Origin of the sequence: Nostoc sp. NMS2, from assembly GCF_017115105.1 — a bacterium.
Classification (GTDB): domain Bacteria; phylum Cyanobacteriota; class Cyanobacteriia; order Cyanobacteriales; family Nostocaceae; genus Nostoc.
The window spans coordinates 58,477-79,715 of sequence record NZ_JABXKH010000109.1; the positions used below are offsets into that span (position 1 = coordinate 58,477).

17 protein-coding genes and 1 pseudogene are annotated in these 21,239 nt (G+C 39.8%); 8 read left to right on the forward strand and 10 right to left on the reverse strand.

Going from position 1 to position 21,239, the window contains the following annotated elements; translation table 11 throughout:
* Positions 1 to 19: 19 nt before the first annotated feature.
* The 4 genes from HWQ36_RS19980 to HWQ36_RS19995 all read left to right on the forward strand — a co-directional run bounded on the left by HWQ36_RS19980 (position 20) and on the right by HWQ36_RS19995 (position 6,697).
* Entirely contained in the window at positions 20 to 2,230 is a 2,211-nt protein-coding gene (locus tag HWQ36_RS19980; protein WP_292705532.1) for an ATP-dependent helicase, read from the forward strand.
* A gap of 11 nt (positions 2,231 to 2,241) precedes the next feature.
* Positions 2,242 to 3,249, forward strand: coding sequence for a PD-(D/E)XK nuclease family protein (locus HWQ36_RS19985; protein ID WP_094353457.1), 1,008 nt, complete (start codon positions 2,242 to 2,244; stop codon positions 3,247 to 3,249).
* A 381-nt stretch (positions 3,250 to 3,630) separates the two neighbouring features.
* Positions 3,631 to 5,949 (forward strand): DUF262 domain-containing protein, encoded by a 2,319-nt coding sequence (locus tag HWQ36_RS19990; RefSeq protein WP_292705539.1) that lies wholly within the window; start codon positions 3,631 to 3,633, stop codon positions 5,947 to 5,949.
* Between the two features lie 145 nt (positions 5,950 to 6,094).
* Positions 6,095 to 6,697 carry a hypothetical protein gene (locus HWQ36_RS19995; protein ID WP_292705541.1) on the forward strand — a complete coding sequence of 201 codons (603 nt, stop codon included), beginning with the start codon at positions 6,095 to 6,097 and terminating at the stop codon, positions 6,695 to 6,697.
* Positions 6,698 to 6,769: 72 nt separating this feature from the next.
* On the opposite strand, the gene HWQ36_RS20000 is transcribed toward HWQ36_RS19995, so the two are convergent.
* From HWQ36_RS20000 to HWQ36_RS20020, 5 genes are all read right to left on the reverse strand, one after another.
* Positions 6,770 to 6,934 (reverse strand): hypothetical protein, encoded by a 165-nt coding sequence (locus tag HWQ36_RS20000; protein WP_292705543.1) that lies wholly within the window; start codon positions 6,932 to 6,934, stop codon positions 6,770 to 6,772.
* A gap of 277 nt (positions 6,935 to 7,211) precedes the next feature.
* Positions 7,212 to 7,514, reverse strand: coding sequence for a hypothetical protein (locus HWQ36_RS20005; RefSeq protein WP_069069453.1), 303 nt, complete (start codon positions 7,512 to 7,514; stop codon positions 7,212 to 7,214).
* A 574-nt stretch (positions 7,515 to 8,088) separates the two neighbouring features.
* Complete coding sequence (locus tag HWQ36_RS20010) at positions 8,089 to 9,867, reverse strand: bifunctional 3'-5' exonuclease/DNA polymerase (RefSeq protein WP_292705545.1); 1,779 nt, start codon at positions 9,865 to 9,867, stop codon at positions 8,089 to 8,091.
* A 225-nt stretch (positions 9,868 to 10,092) separates the two neighbouring features.
* Positions 10,093 to 10,647, reverse strand: a complete 555-nt coding sequence (locus HWQ36_RS20015; RefSeq protein ID WP_292705547.1) for a hypothetical protein — start codon at positions 10,645 to 10,647, stop codon at positions 10,093 to 10,095.
* Positions 10,648 to 10,754: 107 nt separating this feature from the next.
* Positions 10,755 to 11,444 (reverse strand): hypothetical protein, encoded by a 690-nt coding sequence (locus tag HWQ36_RS20020; protein ID WP_292705548.1) that lies wholly within the window; start codon positions 11,442 to 11,444, stop codon positions 10,755 to 10,757.
* A gap of 139 nt (positions 11,445 to 11,583) precedes the next feature.
* Between HWQ36_RS20020 and HWQ36_RS20025 the strand changes: the two genes are divergently transcribed.
* The 3 genes from HWQ36_RS20025 to HWQ36_RS20035 all read left to right on the forward strand — a co-directional run bounded on the left by HWQ36_RS20025 (position 11,584) and on the right by HWQ36_RS20035 (position 14,703).
* The gene (locus HWQ36_RS20025) at positions 11,584 to 11,892 is read left to right on the forward strand and encodes a hypothetical protein (protein WP_094353462.1); all 309 of its coding nucleotides are present in this window, start codon (positions 11,584 to 11,586) and stop codon (positions 11,890 to 11,892) included.
* Positions 11,893 to 12,003: 111 nt separating this feature from the next.
* On the forward strand, positions 12,004 to 13,971 hold the full coding sequence (locus HWQ36_RS20030; protein ID WP_292705551.1) for a M23 family peptidase: 1,968 nt from the start codon (positions 12,004 to 12,006) through the stop codon (positions 13,969 to 13,971).
* A 3-nt stretch (positions 13,972 to 13,974) separates the two neighbouring features.
* On the forward strand, positions 13,975 to 14,703 hold the full coding sequence (locus tag HWQ36_RS20035; RefSeq protein ID WP_292705553.1) for a hypothetical protein: 729 nt from the start codon (positions 13,975 to 13,977) through the stop codon (positions 14,701 to 14,703).
* A gap of 275 nt (positions 14,704 to 14,978) precedes the next feature.
* Here HWQ36_RS20035 and HWQ36_RS20040 read toward each other — a convergent pair whose 3' ends face one another.
* The 3 genes from HWQ36_RS20040 to HWQ36_RS20050 all read right to left on the reverse strand — a co-directional run bounded on the left by HWQ36_RS20040 (position 14,979) and on the right by HWQ36_RS20050 (position 17,938).
* Positions 14,979 to 16,085 (reverse strand): DUF5895 domain-containing protein, encoded by a 1,107-nt coding sequence (locus HWQ36_RS20040; RefSeq protein ID WP_292705555.1) that lies wholly within the window; start codon positions 16,083 to 16,085, stop codon positions 14,979 to 14,981.
* A 141-nt stretch (positions 16,086 to 16,226) separates the two neighbouring features.
* Positions 16,227 to 17,621 (reverse strand): DUF4145 domain-containing protein, encoded by a 1,395-nt coding sequence (locus tag HWQ36_RS20045; protein ID WP_292705557.1) that lies wholly within the window; start codon positions 17,619 to 17,621, stop codon positions 16,227 to 16,229.
* 80 nt (positions 17,622 to 17,701) lie between these two features.
* Positions 17,702 to 17,938 carry a hypothetical protein gene (locus tag HWQ36_RS20050; protein ID WP_292705559.1) on the reverse strand — a complete coding sequence of 79 codons (237 nt, stop codon included), beginning with the start codon at positions 17,936 to 17,938 and terminating at the stop codon, positions 17,702 to 17,704.
* A gap of 81 nt (positions 17,939 to 18,019) precedes the next feature.
* On the opposite strand from HWQ36_RS20050, the gene HWQ36_RS20055 reads away from it, so the two are divergent.
* A complete protein-coding gene (locus tag HWQ36_RS20055) occupies positions 18,020 to 19,885 on the forward strand; it encodes a type IV secretion system DNA-binding domain-containing protein (RefSeq protein ID WP_292705561.1) in 1,866 nt (621 codons plus the stop codon).
* 14 nt (positions 19,886 to 19,899) lie between these two features.
* On the opposite strand, the gene HWQ36_RS20060 is transcribed toward HWQ36_RS20055, so the two are convergent.
* Together HWQ36_RS20060 and HWQ36_RS20065 are read right to left on the reverse strand one after the other, a co-directional pair.
* The gene (locus HWQ36_RS20060; protein ID WP_292705562.1) at positions 19,900 to 20,037 is read right to left on the reverse strand and encodes a hypothetical protein; all 138 of its coding nucleotides are present in this window, start codon (positions 20,035 to 20,037) and stop codon (positions 19,900 to 19,902) included.
* Between the two features lie 149 nt (positions 20,038 to 20,186).
* Positions 20,187 to 21,182 (reverse strand): annotated as a pseudogene (locus tag HWQ36_RS20065) (hypothetical protein); the annotation flags it as partial.
* Positions 21,183 to 21,239: the final 57 nt, after the last annotated feature.

Consider the following 21,239-nt stretch of genomic DNA (forward strand, 5'->3'; position numbering starts at 1 on the left):
TAACCTAAAACTCTTATAAATGATTAACTTAACTACCTTTCATTCGTGTATTGCTCAATCTAATGCTCGTGGTTATGACCTGGATAACAAACAGAAGGAAGCTGTAGAGTATAGCGGAGGTTCTTTATGGCTGATAGCAGGGCCAGGTTCAGGGAAAAGTGAGGTATTGGTTACACGCACCTTAAAACTGCTTTGTGTAGATGGGGTTAAACCACGCTCAATTTTGTTAACCACCTTCACTCAAAAGGCAGCGCGTAACCTTGAAGACAGATTGGCTACTTACTTGGTAGCATTACAGAACGCTGATTCTAGTCTTCGAGACGTAGACTTAGCAGAGATAAGGATAGGGACATTGCATAGCCTATGTAATGACATCCTCCAAGAATACCGTTATCCGAAATATCAAAATGTTCGACTTCTGGATCAGGTAGAACAGGATCTATTTGTTTATCGTCATGCTTCAATTGCAGATCATCAAGATTTAAACTTCTGGACACAGTTTGCTCATGCTGTTCGTGATTGGAGAGACAAAAAATATCCTCCTAACAAGTGGAAGCGTGCTAAGGCAGCAGTCACACTTTTTAACCATATTGTAGAAGATTATGTTGATGTCCAAAAGATGCTTTTGGCTGGTGAAAACTGGGCAACTCTTGCAGGTTTTTACCAGCAATATACTCAAGCATTGCGGGATAAATATCGTTGTGACTTTGCTCATCTTCAAGCTTGCTTTCTTGAATTCCTAACCTCTTCTGCTAGTAAACGATTTTTAGAGGGAGACGGTCAAAATCAGCTTCCACTGCTGCACATACTCGTTGATGAATACCAAGACACTAATCCAATCCAAGAGCAGATATATCTTGCCCTTGCTAACCAGACACCACACAGTATTACCGTAGTGGGGGATGATGACCAAGCTTTATACCGTTTCCGAGGTGGAAATGTATCCTGCATGGTTAATTTTGACAAAGCTTGCCTAGCAGCCTTCGGTGTATCTCCTAAACAAATTCAACTAGATAAAAACTACCGTTCTCACTCTAGTATCGTTAATTTTTTTAACGACTACATCACTTCTTTTCCAGAAATGAAAACTTCTGGGGTACGTGCGCCCGGTAAAAATCCAGTCAATGCAGCATCTTCCATTACTGGCTCATACCCTGCTGTTTCTTGGATAACTCAGAAAAACGCAGGTAATTTACCAGATGCTGTTGCCAGTTTAATCAAAAACCACTTAATAGGTGATGGAATCATATCTGATTTTAGCCAGTGTGTTTTGCTGATGCGTAGTGCTAAAGACTCAAAAAACAACGCCGGATTGTATCTTGCTGCATTCCAGAAATATAATATTCCCGTTTATAATCCTCGCTCAAAGTCATTTATGGAAAGCGAAGAAGTGCAGTGTTTACTTGCTGCTTTGGTACAGGTGATTGATAGAAAACACACTTTTAGTTACAAATACAAAGATCCAACTGGAAAACCTTTCTCATGGGTTGCAACCATTGATGAATGGTTTAAAACATTGGATATAGTTAGAAGTAAATCTAATGTTGTCACACAACAATTAGATGACTACTTAAAACGTAGTAATGAAGAACTGCCAAAGTTGTGTGCATTCAACAATCAAAGTGTTTTTCTAAACCTGAATCTACTAGAAATTATCTATCGAATTCTCGCCCTAGAACCATTTCAAACATGGCAACAAGAACCTGTAAGAAATTTACGTCTTTCTAAGGTTAGTCGTCTTTTTGATGGATATCACAGTTTTAAATTAGATGGTTTGCGCTCAAACTCAGATGGAACTGATCTTGATCCAGGTTTTCTGCATCGTTTTTACAGCATGTTTATAAGCTACCTGATAGACGCTGGGATTGATGATGACGAAGATGAAGAAGTAATTGTACCCCAAGGGTATCTACCAGTAATGACTATTCACCAAGCAAAAGGCTTAGAGTTTCCTTTTGTCTTAGTTGGACAACTGGGTAAAAAAGGAGAGGTTGGAGCCGCACAAATTCTGGAGCGAGATTTAGAACCATTTAGGCAGGATATTTATCCCAGAAATACACGAACTCCAGAATTACTGGCGGTTGAAGATGATATCCGTTTACTATATGTAGCTTACTCACGCGCACAGCATGGTCTAATTTTAGTTGGCACACAAGATCATATTAAAAATCATGTAGCTGCACCTGGACGTAACTACACTAATTTTCGACAAAATACACTCGTAATTTGAATAAATTATTTATGACAAAACCATTTAAAGGGATTTCTGTACCTCTATCTAATAATACTGTGGTGAAACGCCGATATAGTGTTACTCAAGATGTCGTTTCTTTTCGGCGCTGCGCCCGTCAGTATGGTGCTTTTAATGTTCACAAATATGCACCTGCCCAGCAAACTCAAACTTACTTCGGTACTATAATTCACCAAGTTTTAGATCGCTGTCATGCCCACTATCATGGAATAGTTGATCCGTCAAACAAAGGCTTGCTTCCTGATAATGGACTTACTCTCAGTGAAGAAGAGATTCGTGACTATTTTAATGAAGTTAAAGGCGCACAAAAGACTGGGGAAGCAGTACCATCACCTCCAAGCGATATTATCAGGTATTTTATTCAGGTTGAGAATGGTTTGAATAGCAAAGGAATTCTGGCTATTAGATCGGATACGCGAGTTCAAGCTGTAAAGATTCTCCAATATTTCAATGCTCTCGAAGGCCCGACACTTTATCCACGCGTTAAAGACACAGAACATAGATTGCAGGCAGATCAGACTAATCATGTTCTTCATGGAGTTGTGGATCTGCTTGTAGATATAAGTGATGAAAACTTAGACCCTGCAAACTGCGAGATGTGGGACTACAAAGGTAGTAGTCGCGTTGGTTTAAAGCCTAAAGACTTAGAGACGTATGAATTCCAAATGCGAGTTTATGCCTATCTCTACCAACGCAAGCACGGCGTTTTGCCACGAAAAGCGGTTTTGTATTTCCTTAACGAACTTGACGGATCTACCTGCCCATCTAAACGTCCCGTTAATGCTCTTGTGGAAGTCAGTATTGAGCCTAGCGAAATTCAAGTGGCGATAAATGAGTTTACTAAGACGGTAAATCAGATTGAACAATCACGTTGTACTAACAAATGGGAGGCTCCCGCTCCGGGCGATATTAGTGAACAAGATTGTAAAAGCTGTGATTTACGTTGGTATTGCAAAACTCCTAATGGTGGCAAGGGGGTAAAACCTATATATCCATAGCTAAACTAATAAGAATTTAGCAAGAAAAGGTGCAACTTGTTTGTTACCAATGGTTCAAGGATAGGGAGTAGGATAGCAGTTTATTTAGTTGATATTTTAGGCAATTGATGATAGTGCAATAGAAAAAAATAGTGATATAGGAACCATATTTGATTTTTGAAAAAAACTCAGTACACTTATACTCCCTTCTTCTCTATTCCCTGTTTCCTTCCTACGCAAGTAATTTCAAAAATCAAATCGGGCTGCTATATCAGAATGTAATAAGCAATGATGTGTCAGCTTTTTCAAGGCAATCCAAATATTATCTCATCATTTAAAGTATCTGATTTTTTAAGTAAATACCCGGTTATAGAACTTGTAATAAAAGAGCAAAAATAGCCTATGAACATTACTACTATCCTTGACCAAATTGACATGGGCAGTATTGCCCTACCAGAATTCCAACGGGGTTACGTTTGGAATCGCGATCAAGTGCGCGGTTTAATGAATTCACTATATCGCAGGCATCCCATCGGTAGCTTATTAGTGTGGGAAACTAAAACTGAACAAGCAATTGACCATGCTCGTGGCGATGGGAAGCTTTCTACGGGTTCAGTTAAACTGCTACTAGATGGGCAACAGCGCATCACCTCATTCTATGGGATCGTGCGGGGCAAACCGCCTCAGTTTTTTGATGGCAATGTGGAAGCTTTCACTGGTTTGCATTTCCACTTGGAGGAAGAAATATTTGAATTTTACGCTCCCCTGAAAATGAAGGAGAACCCTTTGTGGGTGAATGTCACTGAATTGATGCAACAAGGTGTAGGAATTTTTATTCAGCGGTTACTAAAAGTTTCAGAACTGGCTCCTAAATTGACCACTTACATTAATAGTTTGAATAAGCTTGAAGGCATTAAAAATATCAATTTGCATATTGAAGAAGTCAGTGGTGAAGATAAAACAGTTGATGTAGTTGTGGAAATTTTCAACACTGTCAACAGTGGAGGAACCAAGCTATCTAAAGGTGATTTAGCACTAGCAAAAATTTGCGCTCAATGGCCTGATGCTCGCAACGAACTCAAAGCACGCCTCACAAAATGGAAAAAAGCAGGGTTTGAGTTTCGTTTGGAGTGGTTGCTCCGGTGCATCAATGCAGTTATCACCGGAGAGGCAATGTTTTCCGCACTCAAAGATGTCAAGACTGTGACATTTCAGGACGGGCTATACAAGGCAGAAAAAGCTATTGATACGCTGCTCAACCTGATTTCTGGTCGGCTTGGACTCGACCACAATCGCGTACTGGGCGGCATTTACGCCTTTCCTGTCATGGTGCGCTACCTTGTTGGGCGTGGCGGACATCTTAGAGATCACAAAGAACGCGACAAGTTATTGTACTGGTATGTACATACTTTACTGTGGGGACGGTACGCAGGTTCAACTGAGAGTGTTTTAACCCAAGATTTACACGTATTGGAATCTGAAGATAACCCGCTAGACCAACTCATCGCCAACCTACGACAAAATCGCGGGGACTTGGAAATCAAAGCTATTGACTTTCAAGGCTGGGGTATGGGAGCAAGGTTTTACCCCTTACTTTATATGCTTACCCGCGTGCATCAAGCACAAGATTGGGATAGTGGCATTGAACTATCCAAACATCTTCTAGGTAAGCATAGCTGCTTGCAAGTTCATCATATTTTCCCCAAGTCGCTACTTTATAAAGGCGGATACCCAAAATCCGAAGTTAATGCGATCGCTAACCTCACTTTTCTAACCCAAGAAACCAACCTTAAAGTCTCAAACCGACACCCTTCGGAGTATTTTGAGGCATTCGAGCAAATCCAACCCGATGCGATTGCAACGCACTGGATACCGATGGAACGCAGTTTGTGGCAAATTGAAAACTACCATTATTTCTTAGCCGCACGTCGCGATCTTCTAGCTCAAGCTGCCAATAGCTTTTTGAATAGTCTATTAGCTGGGGATATTCCAGAACCAAAAATGACAGATTCAATCTTAGAGCAAGAAGTCGTTGAAATCTCCACTGCGGTTGTACCACTGACTGACGAAAAAGTTCTAGAAGAATGTAATGCATGGGTACAGAAGCAGGGATTGCCGATTGGTGAATTGATGTACGAAATTACTGATTCCACAGGAACAGTGAGTGCAGTACTTGATTTAGCGTGGCCCAATGGCTTGCAGTCAGGGAAAAGTCAACCAATTGCCCTGCTAATTGATGCAGATAAGGAAATAGAATCAGCTGCAAATCGTCTTGGTTATCGCTATTTTACGGACATAGACACATTCAAAAGCTATGTTATCCAAGAGGTTTTAGCTATTGATTTTCCGACAGTGGACGATTATAAGCAAGCTTTTGTAGCCATCAGCAGCCAACTGACGGATAGCCATAAACTTATGCTCAAAGCTCACTATTATGCACTTGGACAAACTATCACTGCAACTGGGTTATCACAGGCAGCTGAATATGAGCATTTTGGTGGTGCAAATCTCCAATACGCCAGAATAGCAGAACTGCTTGCAAATTACTTAAACTATTTGCCACCTGAACGTGACGACAATGGTAAACCGTTCTGGTCACTAATGTTGGCTTCTGGTTATTGGAAAACTCTGGAAGATACCGAAGCTACTACTCAACGAGAATGGCACTGGCAATTACGGGAGCAGGTTAGTCAAGCTTTAGAAGATTTAGGTTGGGTATAAACCAGATATAAATCCTTCAGCGATCGCAGAAATTATCTAATCTTCTGAAAATATCAGTAACTAGGTTAATATCGGTGAACGAATACCAACAAAGTAACGAATTAAAAAAGATTTTTGTCATTATCAGAAAATTCCAAAGGTAAATATGATTAAACGCTTAAAAGGATTCTTTTTGACTGCAATTCTGACTGCTTCCTTGATTGGAGCAACTGCTACTCATGCAAAAGCAGATACTTACCGTGCTGGAGAATTTACCATTACTTTGGATGATGGGGAAAATGGCAAAACCTACAGAGGTTGTGATGTTCAGGGTAAATGTATCGACTTAGACTACGGAACATCCTGGCGTGATAACGGCTATCGAGGTATTACTTGGGAAAATGGCGATTATACTTATTCAGTTTCCTGGCGTGAAAATGCCAATGAAGGAATGTATTTGAATATTTATAACAAAGATAAGCAGATATTACGCCGTCAACTAGTAGCAATCACAGAAAATGTAGCGACTCTGAAGTGGGCAACTTCTTGTGATGTAGTGAATATTAAATCTGGGCAACTGGCACTTCGTGATAGTCCGAATGGACAATCTAGGGCAGGTCTTAATAATGGTAATAATGTTTTATTGAAGGAACAAGAAGGTATATGGGCTTATGTAAGTGTAATTCAAGGGCCCAATACTAGAGTTAATGGTTTGTCAGGATGGGTTAATTCAAATTATCTACATTGCACCAAAGAACCAATTGATTAGCCAACATTACCCTCTATTCATAAATGATTGCTCTTCAGTTTTTAAATTGGTGGGTGTAGTGGAAGTTAATTTTCACTTAAAAATGATTTTAAAAGCAATATCTCTGCCTGACTGCTTCAACACTTGCAGATAAGCAACAGCATCATCACGTCGGCGGAATCTTTTCACAACAATATTTTCTTGATTGGGAATATTACGGACAATACACCACGGTTTTAATTGCTCACAATAAGTCATATTCTACCCCTTAAAAAGGCTCTAAAATAACCATGCTATGTAGTTTTAAATCGCCAAATTTTACCTTAAACGAGGAGGTATACTCAAAGACAGGTCAAATTGATATTGACAATTAGAGTTATGTGTGTACTAGATTTATTGGACAGATATATAGCGTTCCGACTGGAATTTTGAAAGTATACTGAGTCTGAAAACCTTGCAGGGCAAAGCCTTTGTTTTAAAAACCTTTCAGTAATCAAACCGGATTGCTATATGTAGAAGAGAAATGTTATTGAGATCAAGGCGAATGAGTCAGACATAGCAATTGCCAAAGTTGTTCGGGAACTTCTTCAAAATGTTCCAGCAAAAAGTCCATGAATGCCAAATGTCGTAAATCATTAGGCTGAGGATAGCGTCTAAACTTACCTTGCTTAAACCAACCTCTGACCGTAGAATCGGAACGACAGCATATTAAGGCAATTTGTTCATAACTCACATCCCATTTGGCATAAAATTCTTCTGGTTTCATACCAAATTCCCAGTGACTGTAGAGTGAAATTAGATGAATTTCTCTTGCCCCTAAAATCCGGGGGTTAGACATTGATACACCTCAAATATGTAAATATTGGAACTCATTTTTTACATCAGGTATTTGTCAGTCACAGAGTTTATAGACACACCAATAAAACCCACTTAAGCGGGTTTTAAACTCTTGATTCACTCTAAATCTGCGTAAGCAGATATAGTTAAAATAGTTCCGTTATTTATAATGGCTAAAATACCGATTCAGGAATAGCCATAAATAGTGGATAGGGTGTAATACGCTTGGGTTAAGCCTTTTTCTCCCCCTGCTTCCCCTGCTCAATAACAGCCCGCCCTAACAGATAAATGTCCTTAACTAAACGGTATTGGGATAGGGCGGGGATAGTGCTTCGGATCAAAAACGAAACGCCCTTTAACCACATTTTTGCACGAGCTATAGGACTCATATCTGATTTCTGAACAAGATTTCAGATAAAACCCTGATAAAACGGGCTTTTCAGTCTCAGTATGTTTTCAGAAATCAAATCGGAGTCCTATATACTGTGAGGAGGGCAATTGAGTTTTTGACAAATCTTCTCAGAATAGCTTGACTGCAAATTCAACTTCAGTTTTACTCGGCAAGTTGGGGTAGTTCACCAGCTATTTGATGTTTTAATATCTATAATAACTGGAATAGGGCTGAGAAACTTTTGGGCAGCAGCAACCATACAATTGTGTAATATATGGCTAACTTGGTCAACTTCAGTCTCTGGACATTCCAGTACAATTTCATCATGTCTTACACAGATGAGTTTTGTTCTGAATTTAGCTAATGGAATTGAAAGTTTTACCATAGCTAATTTGTTGATGTCGGCATTTAAACCTTGTACTGGATGATTAAATAGCTCTGATAATCGGGGCTTGTTTACCCATCTCCGTCGTCTATTTGCTAGTGTACGACTTTCCTTAATGCCTTGGATGTATTTACGTTTGATGTTTTTATGCCACCTAGCTATTCCAGGATAAGCTTCAAAGAATCGTTTTCTGAAAGCTTTTGCTTGTTCTAATGTCATTGCTACTCCATATTTTACTTGGGCGTAAATTTGGAGTTTGGCAGCGCCCATACCGAAAATCAATCCAAAGTTTATTGCTTTTGCTAATCTGCGGTCTTCTTCAGTCACTTCATTGATATATTTTCCAGTTACTAGAGATGCTGTTAATCGATGTAAGTCAGCCCCCTGGCGATAGACTTGGCACATCTTTGTATCACCACTAAGCCGAGCCATAATTCGTAGTTCTATTTGGGAGTAATCGGCTTTGATAATTTTATAGCCAGGGGCAGCAATGAAGCAGCTACGGGCTGCTTCATCACGGGGAATATTTTGTAGAGGTGGTTTGCGGCAAGAAAATCTACCGGATTTTGCCCCTAATTGATAATAGTTAGGATGAATTCTCCCAGTTTTGGGGTGGATATGCTGGGGTAGTTTCTCGGTAAAAGTGCCGATAATTTTGGATAGACGGCGGTAATCTAGCAATGCTTGAATTATGGGATACTGTGCAGCTAAAGAAACTAATTTACTTTGATTAGTTGAGTTGATTTTGATACCAATAGCTTGTAGAGCAGCCAAAACTTGCTGAGGTGAATTCGGGTTTACTGCATCTGTCAATTCTGGCAGCAATGACATCTGAGAGCGAGCAATACGTAGTTGCTTGAGTTGGCTTAAAGCATCTGTTTTTTCAGCTTCTAGTTTTGCACCCAGTATCTGCCATCGAGACAAGTCAAATAGCATTCCGTTAAGTTCCATTTGAGCTACAACAGGCATACACTGAAATTCCAGTCGGGCAATTTTGAGTAACTTTGCCTGTTTTAACTTGTTGAGGAGAATTGGGTAAAGGTCAAGCAATATGGCAGCATCTACGGCAGCATAGTGCAATTGAACCGATTTAAGAGGTTTACACCAATCGCTGATTTGTTGAGTTTTATCTAGTTGAAGGTGTAGTAGCTTTTTAACTATATTTTGTAAGGACGAGCTTGTTTTTAATCCTGCGGTTAGAACTTTATAAGCAAGTTGGGTATCAAAGAATTGACCAGAGGGTTGAAGTCCTGCGAGTGTGAGAAATTGCCAGTCGAACTTGGCATTATGAGCAATTTTGACAGCAGAGTTACAAAGCAGTTTTTTGAGCAGTTGGCGATCGCTTTTGGGAATAGCTGGTAAATCAATCAGCACTACTGGATGGTTTGGTGCAGCTATTTGAATCAGTCTAACAGAATCAGTTAGAGGGTCAAGTCCTGTTGTTTCACAATCTATGGCTAAAACTTCTGCATGAAACAGAGGTTGGAGAGCATAATTAAGAGTTGAAACATTGGAAGCAAGAGTATATTCTGGAGTATAAATACTGGTGTTATTTGTATTTATTAAGCTTATAGCCATAATGAATTAAATTTGAATTTATCACCTAGAAGCGATAGCTTGTATATCTAGCAACTTCAAATTAGTTTTATACAAAGATTTAAAAACCTATTAAAGAGAGGTAATACTATAGCGGTGTGCAGTTGAGGGAGATACAAAAACTTTGCTGGAAAGATTGTACAGCAAGTACTTTTGTCTTCTCATCCGAGCGATAACCGCCATATCGATATTCCTCTCTTTATATGATTAACTGACTTTACGTTTACCTGTTTTTGCAATGTTAGAATGCTGAATATTCTCTCGAACAGATGTAAAAGCAGTAGGAGCCAATTCTCTAATAATGGGTGTGACAATTTCTGGTGCCAGTTCTAAACGATGCTTAATCTGTGCTTGCAACCAGGCTAAAGGAACACATTTATTGTTGACTTTTTGTTTGATAATTAAGTCAGGATTGGATTTTGAAGCTTTTTTTATGGCACTGGCAATTTTTCTGGCTGTCCGTAAATCAATTTTGTCTACATCAATGCTAACAAAGTTGTCTGGTTGAAGTTCTGGTTTTGATGTAATATGGTTAGTTGATTGATTTTGATTTTCCAACTTGAGAGATTTCTTAATATCACTAGATTCAAGGTGTGATTGCTCAGATATTGTGTGGTTAATGTGGTATTCGATGTTGAGTATAAATTTCTGCCAGAGATTGACTATTTCCACAACGAAATCAACGACCATTACAATGGTATATAAGGCTGTAATTCCAATGATGAGATGAGTTAAAACTTCTTGAATTTGTTGAGTATTCATGATGACTAACTTGAAAATTTATATTCATAATTAAAGAAGCGATCGCTTCCATTTAACAGAAAAATCCTCAGATAAAAATTTGAATAGACTGAGGATTTCTTGAAAATTCAGAACAAGCTAATTTGCACAGTTGAATTTGATGAAGGTTTAGGAGTTGGAGTGCTTTGGGTCGAGTCTAAGTTAGGCAAGGCATTAACATTACGCTTACCCCATCCCTCTTGTGCTGCGTGTTTAACTATGCTGCGTCGGATTGACCTGCTAAGATAGTCGAATTCATTTTTTACCTGATTAAAATGAATGATGCGATTATTGCTGGCATTGCTCGTATCACCATCACCTAGAAATTTATAAAAACTCTTGCAACCCTTTGGTAATTTATCGTATTTGGTTAAAACTTCATTACCTGCCCAAAGATAAAGGTCAGCGTAGTCCCTATGGAGAGGTGCTTCGTAAGTTGCAGGCATCATGTAGGTAAGAACTTCTGTGGCTGTGCTGGAAACACCAACCTGATCCTGTTCGTATTCAGTGAAGATAAGTTCCAATCGCTCCTGAATACAAGCAAACTTCAGCCATTGGGGAATCGTATCACTCCAAGGACTGCGATGAATTACTAATGGCCCTGCAAGGTAGCGAACATGGTGTAGGGAAAATTCAGCTATTTCTAAAAGACTTGCTAATAATTCTTTTGGTGTATTTAAACTTGCCAGAATTTGCAGCATTTTTCGGGTGTTATCTGGCAGTTTGGTACTATTAGCATTACTAATTTCTGCCATTATTTCTGGTGAAATTAAATTCATTTGCTCCATTTTTCATCTCGATATGAGCGCATCACCAAAATTAGCCAATCGGCTAAAAAATTAATATCCAATAGGTGAAGGCTGATACTAGATAAATCTTTTTATGCTGGCATTGCTACAGTTTTTTTAGGTAATGTCAATGAATAACGAACCTACAATTAACCAAAATCTTGATACTGACGACAGTAGTAATTATCAGTCTGGCAGTGGCTATCAATCTTTATGTTACGGTGTTGAGCAATTAAGTTCTGGAGATAGTAGTAATCCCTTGCAAGCAGACCAATTTAGGGATGGTTATCAAGAGAATATTTTTGAAATCAATCTTGGGGATACACCTTACACTGAATCGGCTGCTAATCCCAATCCTCAATTACCAGGATATGGCTCTGGCTCAGGTTACAAGTCTAAGAAAAGTCAACAGTCAGCATCGCCAGAGCTAGAGTTATAAGTCATATTTCTACTGATAACTATACCCCAAAAGTAACAAAAGAATGGTTTTTATTAAATAAATTACTTTGCTTACTTGGGTATAGTTGCTGTCATTTTTAAAACTGAAATTATGAAGATACCAAAAGCATGGATATCTCTTCTGGTTGTCATTGCTTGTATTATTTATAGTATCGCCGCACAAGCTACAATCAACACAATTGGTGATGGCAATTTACCGACTCGAATTGTAGAAGTTGCAAATCCTCAGTCTCGACTACCTGCTACTAAAGTTTTGCTGCCAGACTGGAGCCGCATTTCTCTGGCCCAGCTACCAGGTATCAGTCAATCCGGTGCAATTGATGGCAGTCCCTACAGTCAAACACTAGGTTATGACTTGAGTCGCACTTGGAATGTGGGTATGACTCCTGACCAATATTTGAAGTTAGGAGATATCAGTGAAGCATTGCAGGCAGAGGAGTTTTCTTTACAGGCGATCCAGGCGATCGCTCTGGGCACACAACCAGAGGCGAACACAGACATTAACAGTATAGATTCAAACAAAATTGCCCTGAGTGAATTTCCCCTGATTGGGGAGCAGACATTGAGCCATCTAGCTCAGGTTGTTCCAGAATTAGCTAAGACACAAGTAAACAATATTACACCTGTTGCAACCTTACTAAAATCTCACTTAATTGCTGCATCTAATTTAACACTAGCTCAGGTACTAACACAGTATGAAGTTGGGCAAATGAAGCTGGGACAAATCAACTTGTCAGAGTTTTCCATTTCTTCAATTCCTAACTTAGATGCAGTACAGCTACAACAATTTACAGGTTGGATGAATAGCAATGTTTCGGATATTCCTGGTTTGGGACAAGTACCTTTAGGATTAATGCCTAATCCCATCACTGAAATTGGTAGCTTGGTAATGCGGATTGATGTAGTTTATGGGCCAGCAGAAAACCGCCGTAACAATACGATTTCTGGTTCAGACGTGCAAGGGTTTTCTGTGCCTTGTACTGAAAAAGACTGCGCTTACTTAGAATTGGATGATTTGGAGAATACAGGTCGTAGCGATCGCGGTAAGTTGGAAGGAAAGCAGTGGATTTCCGGTAAATACCAAGAAGTTGAGGGCGGGCGGGGTATCCTGAAAGCAGTGAATAACGGTCGGGAACCAACAGGAAGGCTACCGTTTGGTAAAGCTTTTAAGGTGGTGGTAATGGAGCCAGATGAAACCACTGATACGGTAGATACGGCTTTGTTCTTTCGGTTCTGTGCTTGGCGAATGGGTTGTACACCTTATTTTATCGGGCCTGTTCCTTTTTTCAGCTACAAGGTTAACTCCCTGATATTTGTAGGCAATTTGAGTGAACAGAGGACAAATACTGCATCTTTACCAACTGGAGCTACAAAAGAGCCAAAAGCTAGCACTACCAACCGTACCGGAGTAAGAGAGAAGATTAATCCATGCACCTTTAGTAGTGCTAGTCAGTCGATAACGGATCAATCATTGTCCGGTATTGATTTGCGATCGCTCTCAAATGCAATTGCGGAAATTGAGAGCGCTGGTAGCGGGGATTACAAAGCCATTGGCATACATACCTGTGCAGATGGGGGTTTAAATTGTGGTCGCGCTCTCGGTCGCTACCAGTTCATGAGTTATAACCCCTATGCAGTGAAGTTAATTGCTGCCAAGCCTGGAGGTCAAGAGTTTCTGAGTCAAGTGGAGCAAGGGCATCAAGCAACAGAGGCTGAACTATTTGAGTTTTTTCCTCCAGCTGACCAAGATAGGGCATTTATGGCTGATATGGCTAACAAAATTCAAGTGACACAAGAGCAAATCGATCCGGCTACAGGAGAGCCATTTACGGGCGAACGCCTAATTGAACGAGTGGCTCAAAAGCATTTTGGTGGTGATTACAGCAAAGTTGATGGAAATGGCTCAGATGCCCTCGGTCGCCTCAGTCTCAAAGATTACGGCAAAACCACTTTAGCTAGTTATCGCAACAGTAATAGCGATAATCGAACGCTGACCTGTTCTCCCAATGTAAATTCTAGCTACATCAGCACTGCTAAAAATACTGAAAATGGGAGGTAGAGGATGACAGATTTATCTAAAACTTCTATTACTTCACCCCATGAGATAAAAGAAATACTGGATACTGATACCAATTCAAAAATACACTTTGGGCAAACAGGGGAAGGAAAGGGAGTTTATTCTGACTCCGCCTCCCCTACTCAGTCTCAACCACTGAAGGCAACTGCATATCAATTACCAGCACCGACTATGAGGGTACGCTACTGGATTCATTGGTTTCGCATTGGTTTGGGCATCTTTTTGTTGCTGTCGATTCTCATGAGCTTAGGGGGCTGTAGCTTAAATGCGGCAACCGTTACTTGGAACAAAGCTGCTAATGTTGTGCCTGCAACAGTCGTTGAACAGGTGATTGTAGAAAATACAGAGTTAAATTCCAAAGTATCTGCTAAAAATATACTGGCTTGGAGTGTGGAAGGAAAAGACGGTAGATTCGCAGTTTTCAACTTGAATACGCCTGATGTCTGTGGTGCTTTGGGATGTCTGCATACTGGTTACTGGCTCAGAAAGGACAAACCAATTACTCAGGTATTCTTGAGTTACTTGAATCCCAATCTACCACCAGGTAAACATTTGTTGTCAGTGGGAGAGAACCGAGGTCAGGCATTACCGTGCATTAAAGTACTGCAAACTGAGCAAGAGCAGCTACGCCAATTGAATTTTTGTTTCAATGGTACTGGCTATCAACTTGCTGATAGTCAGCTTTTCACTACTGGTAAAAAATCCCAAAGTTGATAACTTGAAAGCTGGAAGAAAACTCTGCCATAGTCATCTTAGCTACGGCGGAGTTTTCTTCTAAAACCTCTAGGAAATTCCCATTAAATCGGTATCTAGGTCAGTAGTGGATGAAGAGTGCTGAGTGCTGAGTTAAAAGGCCGCCCACAAGTGGATGCCGTGCGGGGCATATACCAAGTACATAAGTACTGAGTGACTTTTAATCTACTCAGAACTCATGACTCAGCACTGAGTAGTGGGTAGTTTACCAGCACAGATGCTATAGTTGCATTGGACTATTCCTCATCATCTAGTTCATCGTCTTCCTCCTCAAAATCATCATCGTTTAACTCAGCTTCCAAATCGTCGGTTTCATCGAGGAAGTCGTCATCGTCAATAAGTTGAATTTTGCGAGGTGGCTTGGTCGCTGGTTTGGATTTACGAACGCTTTGAGTTTTGTTCCTATTCTTATTTGGTGGCAATATTTCCACGTCTACAGATACCGATTCTCCTGGCAAAGCAGGTAGGGATTGAGGTTCATTAAAACCAGCGATCGCATCATGTTGTTGCCAAATTAGGGCTTTAGCTGCGGGTTGACCCAAATAAAATTGAGACAGATTTTCAACGGTGGGTTTGGTATAGTCTACAGTCTTACAACAGTCGTGTTTATTCTTACCTTCGCCTTCTTTTACAGCTTTGAACTCGACTGACAGCACACCTAAGCTACGCCACCTATCGTTTTTGCCGCTAAATGGCACTTGGAAATAGTCAGCAAAGGTTTTCTCCAAAGAACGGTAAAATTCCTCACGCACTGACTTAAAACTCCAGAGAGCTACATTCTTAAAGCGGACAACGACAGGAGTAGTATGCAGGGGTTGATTATCCTCATCCAGAAACACCAGTGCATGTTCTGAACACACATCCATTGTTTTCTTGTCAAGGTTATGCTTGTATTCATCATAAAGTCCAACAAAAGAACCACCTAAGTCTTCAACATCTGATTTATAACGGATATACTCTGGTACAAAAGCTAAAACTAGTAACCGTGCTTGAGTAATTAAGAGTCCAGTAACATCTTCAGTTAGGGTGACAATGGTTAGGTCGTCCTCCTGTGGCATATCAAGCCAGCCAGCCTTTTCTAGCTGGTCTTCTGGAATCAGAAGTCCGGCGGGTTTGTCATTAACGACAATGCCGTAAGGCAGTAACGGTCGTCTAACTTGGTTATAACTGTCGCTGAGAAGTTCTGGGTCAATATCGTCAATATCAAGGTCTGACAATTGAGTGTTAGGAGCTTTAGATTTAGCTGCTTGAGTTTTGGTATTAGCTTTGGGATTAGAAGCAGCAGTTTTGGCAGTAGATTGATTGGAGCGATTAGAGTTGTTTGAAACCCTAGATTTAACCATTGGACTACATAAATATGATTGCCCAACGCATGAGGCGTTAGCCTCAAAATTTAGTTATTGAGCTTGCCTAAAATGTAGCGATTTTAATGTATACAACTATAAACTTATTCTAATTTTAACTTGGTATTCAATAGTTAGCTTTTATTTTATTGTTTCATCTTTTGTTTTGTCAAAACCTGCTATGTATACTAATTCCTCAACAGCAATGCGAATGTCAGCTTTAACCTTATTAATATCATAATCTCTAGCATTATAACGGCGGTTATGTGCTGATAAATCGCCAATTACTTTTATATCGGCTATTTTTTCTAAATTTTTACTACGACTGACATTCCATTCAGTTTCTGACAAAAACTTGGATATTAAATCTTTAAGTGCAAAAAAATCACCATTTTTATTCTTAATTTTTGAATCAATTTTATGATGTTCATAGCATTCAATTATTAATGTTTCTATTAAACGTCTAACCATTACTGCACAAGCATCATAAAGCCCCTGTTTATAACATTCATTTGCCTGATATGCGACTTTCTTTATATAATCTCTTGTTTTTTGCACTATTTCCATAGGAAAAAGGAGAGATGCTTCTCTTTGTTTTTCCGCTTCTAGAGTAACAGCTTTATCTTCTTCAATATCCTGGCTATCCTGATTTTGCAATGATGAATTAAAAATCTGTGAACGTTGTTGCTGCTTTTCCCAAAGTAGATTTACAAGATTTAGCATGAAGCGAATTGCGTCTGTTTTTTGACTTTTGACGATGGAATCAAGACAGATATCACCAGTAATTAAAACGCCTACACCGAAAATATCATTATAACTACCAAGTATAGGATACATAGCTCCATCCCAACGTAAATCGCTGGATGTTATCATGATAGTGGTAGTATTTCCAGGAAGTAAAATTCTCAACCGAAAAGCATCATCCACTTGAATAGGTGAATTAACTACTAGTCTCTGCACATCTTTAAATACTGAACGAATAGACTCATCGATCCTTCTTAAATATTTTTCGTTTATTTCTAGAGAAAAATAGTAAATTTTATTATTTATTTTATTTTGTTCATCGTAACAGTTAATAAAATCTCTGTGAAAATCTTCTATACGTTGACCATCTGGGAATTCTGATTGACTGATAGGATGTCTAATGATAGGTAACAAAGCTTTCCTTAAAAAATCATTATAAGTGGATATAAATGGCTGTCCGTTTTCACTGCACATGAAGATGACAATACCTCCATTTTTGCGAAAATTGAGAAGAATTTCAGATTTTACTTTCTCTGATTCATCCTGCGAAATAACCTTTAGTTTATTTTCTATAATTAGAATATCATAATTATTATTTTCAAATTCTTCTTCTGTAATAAATTGTCTCTTGGTTGTTTCTGGATAATTTTCTATAGAAGACACAATTGCATAATGCAAAGTAACATTATGATATTCTTTTAATTCGTTAACCAAAATTTGACATTTAATAGGCTCTAAAGTTAATTCTGCTAAATCAGCATAAATATAAAGAATATTGGCCTTTCTTTTCATAATTTTTTCCTCCATATAATTGTCTATATTTTTATCTCCACCACCCAGATTTAGGGTTTAGGTAATTTCCCTTAACGACATCAACTGCCTTCATCAGCCCGCCATTCTACCCTATCACTGATAGCTTTGTCTATGTCTTTTTTAGCTATTACCTCACTGGCTAAAAGTCCAGCTTTTTGTAAGGATGTAATATTCACTATTGAGCCGAGATAATAACGAGTGCGGAAATAGCAACTGAAAAAACTTGATTTTTCGTTGCCTACACTTATAAAGTTGTCATGTATCTGACACTCCTCTAGAAATAGAGTTTCTAACACCTCTAAAAAAATGTCCAGAAGGTCAATGCTTTAGCTTTCACTTGGTAGCTAAAATTTCTGCTAAATGCCTACTTAACTGCTATGAACATTTACCAGAAAAATCTACCAGACAACCAGATCACTGCTAACTCAACATTAATTGAAGTCTCATCCTTTCAAGCACCTCTGGCTAGCATTGACTTTGGCAAGTTGTTTCAGCAGTATAACAATCCCCAAGGTTGGATGATGATAGGTGGAATGCTCTTCGTTTTACTGTTGTTGCAAATCAGTGGTACTGGTAAAGGAAAAATCACCACTGGTAAAGTCTCCGGTATCAGCGAGAAACTAGCAGCAACTAACCTAGCACTCAAGCAAATCAAAGAGCATAAACACAATAAAGTTACCCTGTGGTCTGGTACTCCTTGCTATTGGGTAAAAGGTAAATGGCGGGGGTTGCTGGCTAACATACAAACTATGCTTGGTGCTGCACCTACAGTTTGGTTTCCCAATGCCGAAAGGGGAACACTGGTAATAGGTGCGCCTGGGTCTGGTAAAACCTACTCTACCATAGACCGGATGTTAGAAAGTGCTATGCAGCAAGGTTTTCCGATTTTACTCTATGACAAGAAGGGCGACCAACTACGACTCCATGCACCCCTAGCTGCCCGTTATGGTTACAAAGTACGAGTATTTGCCCCCGGTGAACCCTTTAGCGGTGTGATTAATCCTTTGGATTATATGCGTGATGCACGCGATGGGGTAATGGCGGGGGAAATTGGACAAGTGATTAACCGCAATGCTTCCAGTGGTGGTAAAAGTGATGAGTTCTTTGCTAAAGCCGGGGACTTGTTAGCTAAAGCACTTTTACAGTTAGTTAAGGGTTCTCCTTACCCAGATATGGCGATGCTTTATGCTGTGCTGCGGTTGCCAAAACTGGTACAACGTCTTGACCATGCGGTACAGTCCAAAAGGTTGGATGAATGGGTGGCGACTTCATTTATTCAATTTTTGAGTGCCAAGGATGCAGAGAAGACTATTTCGGGGATTTTGACCACAGCAGCAGGTACTTTCTCATCTTTCATCCAAGCTGATTTGCTGAGGGCATTTATAGGGAAATCGGACATTCCCACTAAGCTTGAAGGTAGAGAGATGGTGGTGTTCAAGCTAGATGATGAACGTCGCAGTGTGGTTGGGCCTCTGCTGGCGGCGGCAATGCACTTGATGATTGTCGGTAATTTAAGCCGTCCCCGCAAAGACCCATTAATTATTTCTTTGGATGAATTACCATCAATTAAGCTAGACAGATTACCACAGTGGATTAATGAATATCGTTCTAATGGTGCTTGCTTTATTCTAGGTATCCAAAGTTTAGAGCAACTTTACGATATTTATGGGGATAAGATGGGAAGTGCGATCGCTTCTGCTTGTAGTACCCATGTTTTGTTCAATCCTGGTAACTACAAAACGGCTGAGGATTACTCCAAACGCTACGGTGAGAAGGAAGTGCTGATTAAAAATCGTACCACAGGGCGATCGCTTGGCGGACAAATGAGCCGTTCAATTAGCTGGAGTGAGAATTTGCAAAAAATGCCTGTAATCAGTGCTGACGAAATTTTGAAATTTCCTCAAGGCAAGTGCGTAATTACTAGTCCTGGTTATAGTTCAGAGGGACAAGCTTCTATTCCCTATCCTTTAATTATTCCGGTGTCCAAAGCCGATGAAAAACGGGCGCATGATAGTGAGACTCTTTGGGACACACAAGTTAAACCTGCTTTAGAAAGTCAGGTGACAATTCCAGATATTAAAACGCTAACACAAGCATTACATGAACGGATTGAGTCAGCAGCGCGGATGTTGCCATTACCAGAGGAAGATGTAGCACCTGCACATGAGTCTAATAACAGTGAAACTGATGTTTTAGAAAATTTTCCAACACGAGTTTATCAAACACCCGGATTGCAAGGATAAGAGGCTGGTAGCTTTTAAGAAGTGAAATCTTGTTGGATATCTTGTTGCTCACTGCGTAGAATATTCAGTGTTTGCTGGTAGATTTTGGCAGCCTTTCTTCGCTTTTTTAGGTTGTGTTTACCCCGTTTAAGTAAGTTTATAAGGTGTTGCATCTGTAATTTTCCAGAGCATTCTAGAGTTACCAATGGTTGCAGACCTAAAAAGTGCAAGTTATACGCACGACAGCTTACTCCTTCGGAAATTGGCGAATGTATTGAAATCAAAATTTTACAAATTAATGCTGAATCTTAGCAAGACAATATCACCTTTTACCCTTGACTTTTTTCAATGCTGCTTGTCTTACTTCCGCATTGAGCAAATAACCAAAACCCACCTTTTCTAAACGCAGCACAAATTCCTCTCGTGTATTGCCCAATTTCCTAGCTGTAGCATCCAAATTCCAATTATGGTTCGCTAACTGACTCAGCAAATAAACTCGGCGAGTCTGCATTCCTGATAAGCGATAAGTCTTCAAATACTCCAATTCACCATTCTCTCGAATAATCGCTTCCCCAATATGATTTTCTTCGTTGGGGTTGAGGTCAGTAATAAATCTTTGTAACATGAACGAACCAGCAGTATAGACTTTTTGGGAAATTAACTTGCGTCCTAACAGTCCCTCGGCCATAAAACCCTGAAACGATGCCCAATCTGAACGCATATTTTGTAGTGCTGCTCTCAAAGTTGTTAAATCATTAATTTTTGACTCATCTAAAGATACACTCATGGGAAAAGTAGTATCGTGCAGTAAAGCGTATTGGTACAATAACTCACCATAGAAATCTTCTAACAAGCTATTGTGCAAAAGTCGATAGTCCTCTGGGGTCGGTACTACAAAAGCTGATGCTAATGCTTCGGCAACAAATACCAATACCCCAACCTGTCGAGAGTGAATTTCAAATACCCGCAAAGCATCTTCAAGTCCAGCAATGTAACGTCCACTAAAAGAGCTTTCCATTCGGCTACCCAGCCCATGAGAAAGGGCATACTTAGAATATTCACTCCAGGCGATATCAGGGCCAGAGAAAAACATTGATAAAAAGCCTTCCATTGCCAAGTGCAGTGGCAAAAATCTCAGTTGATTAGTAGATTCCCGCTTCACCATCCGGTGCATTAACCGGACACTGGCGCAACCATAGTTTAGCTGTTTACCATCTGTTTTAAAAAGCTGTCCCCCAAAAGCCCCCACAGGACTGCCGTCATTAGTCCAAGACAACACTAGTCCGTGAGGAACATAGGAAAAATATTTCATTCCTGGTGCTGACTTTTCCCGTTAAGTGTCTTTTGCAAGCTGCCAGCCCTCACAGAGGTCGTG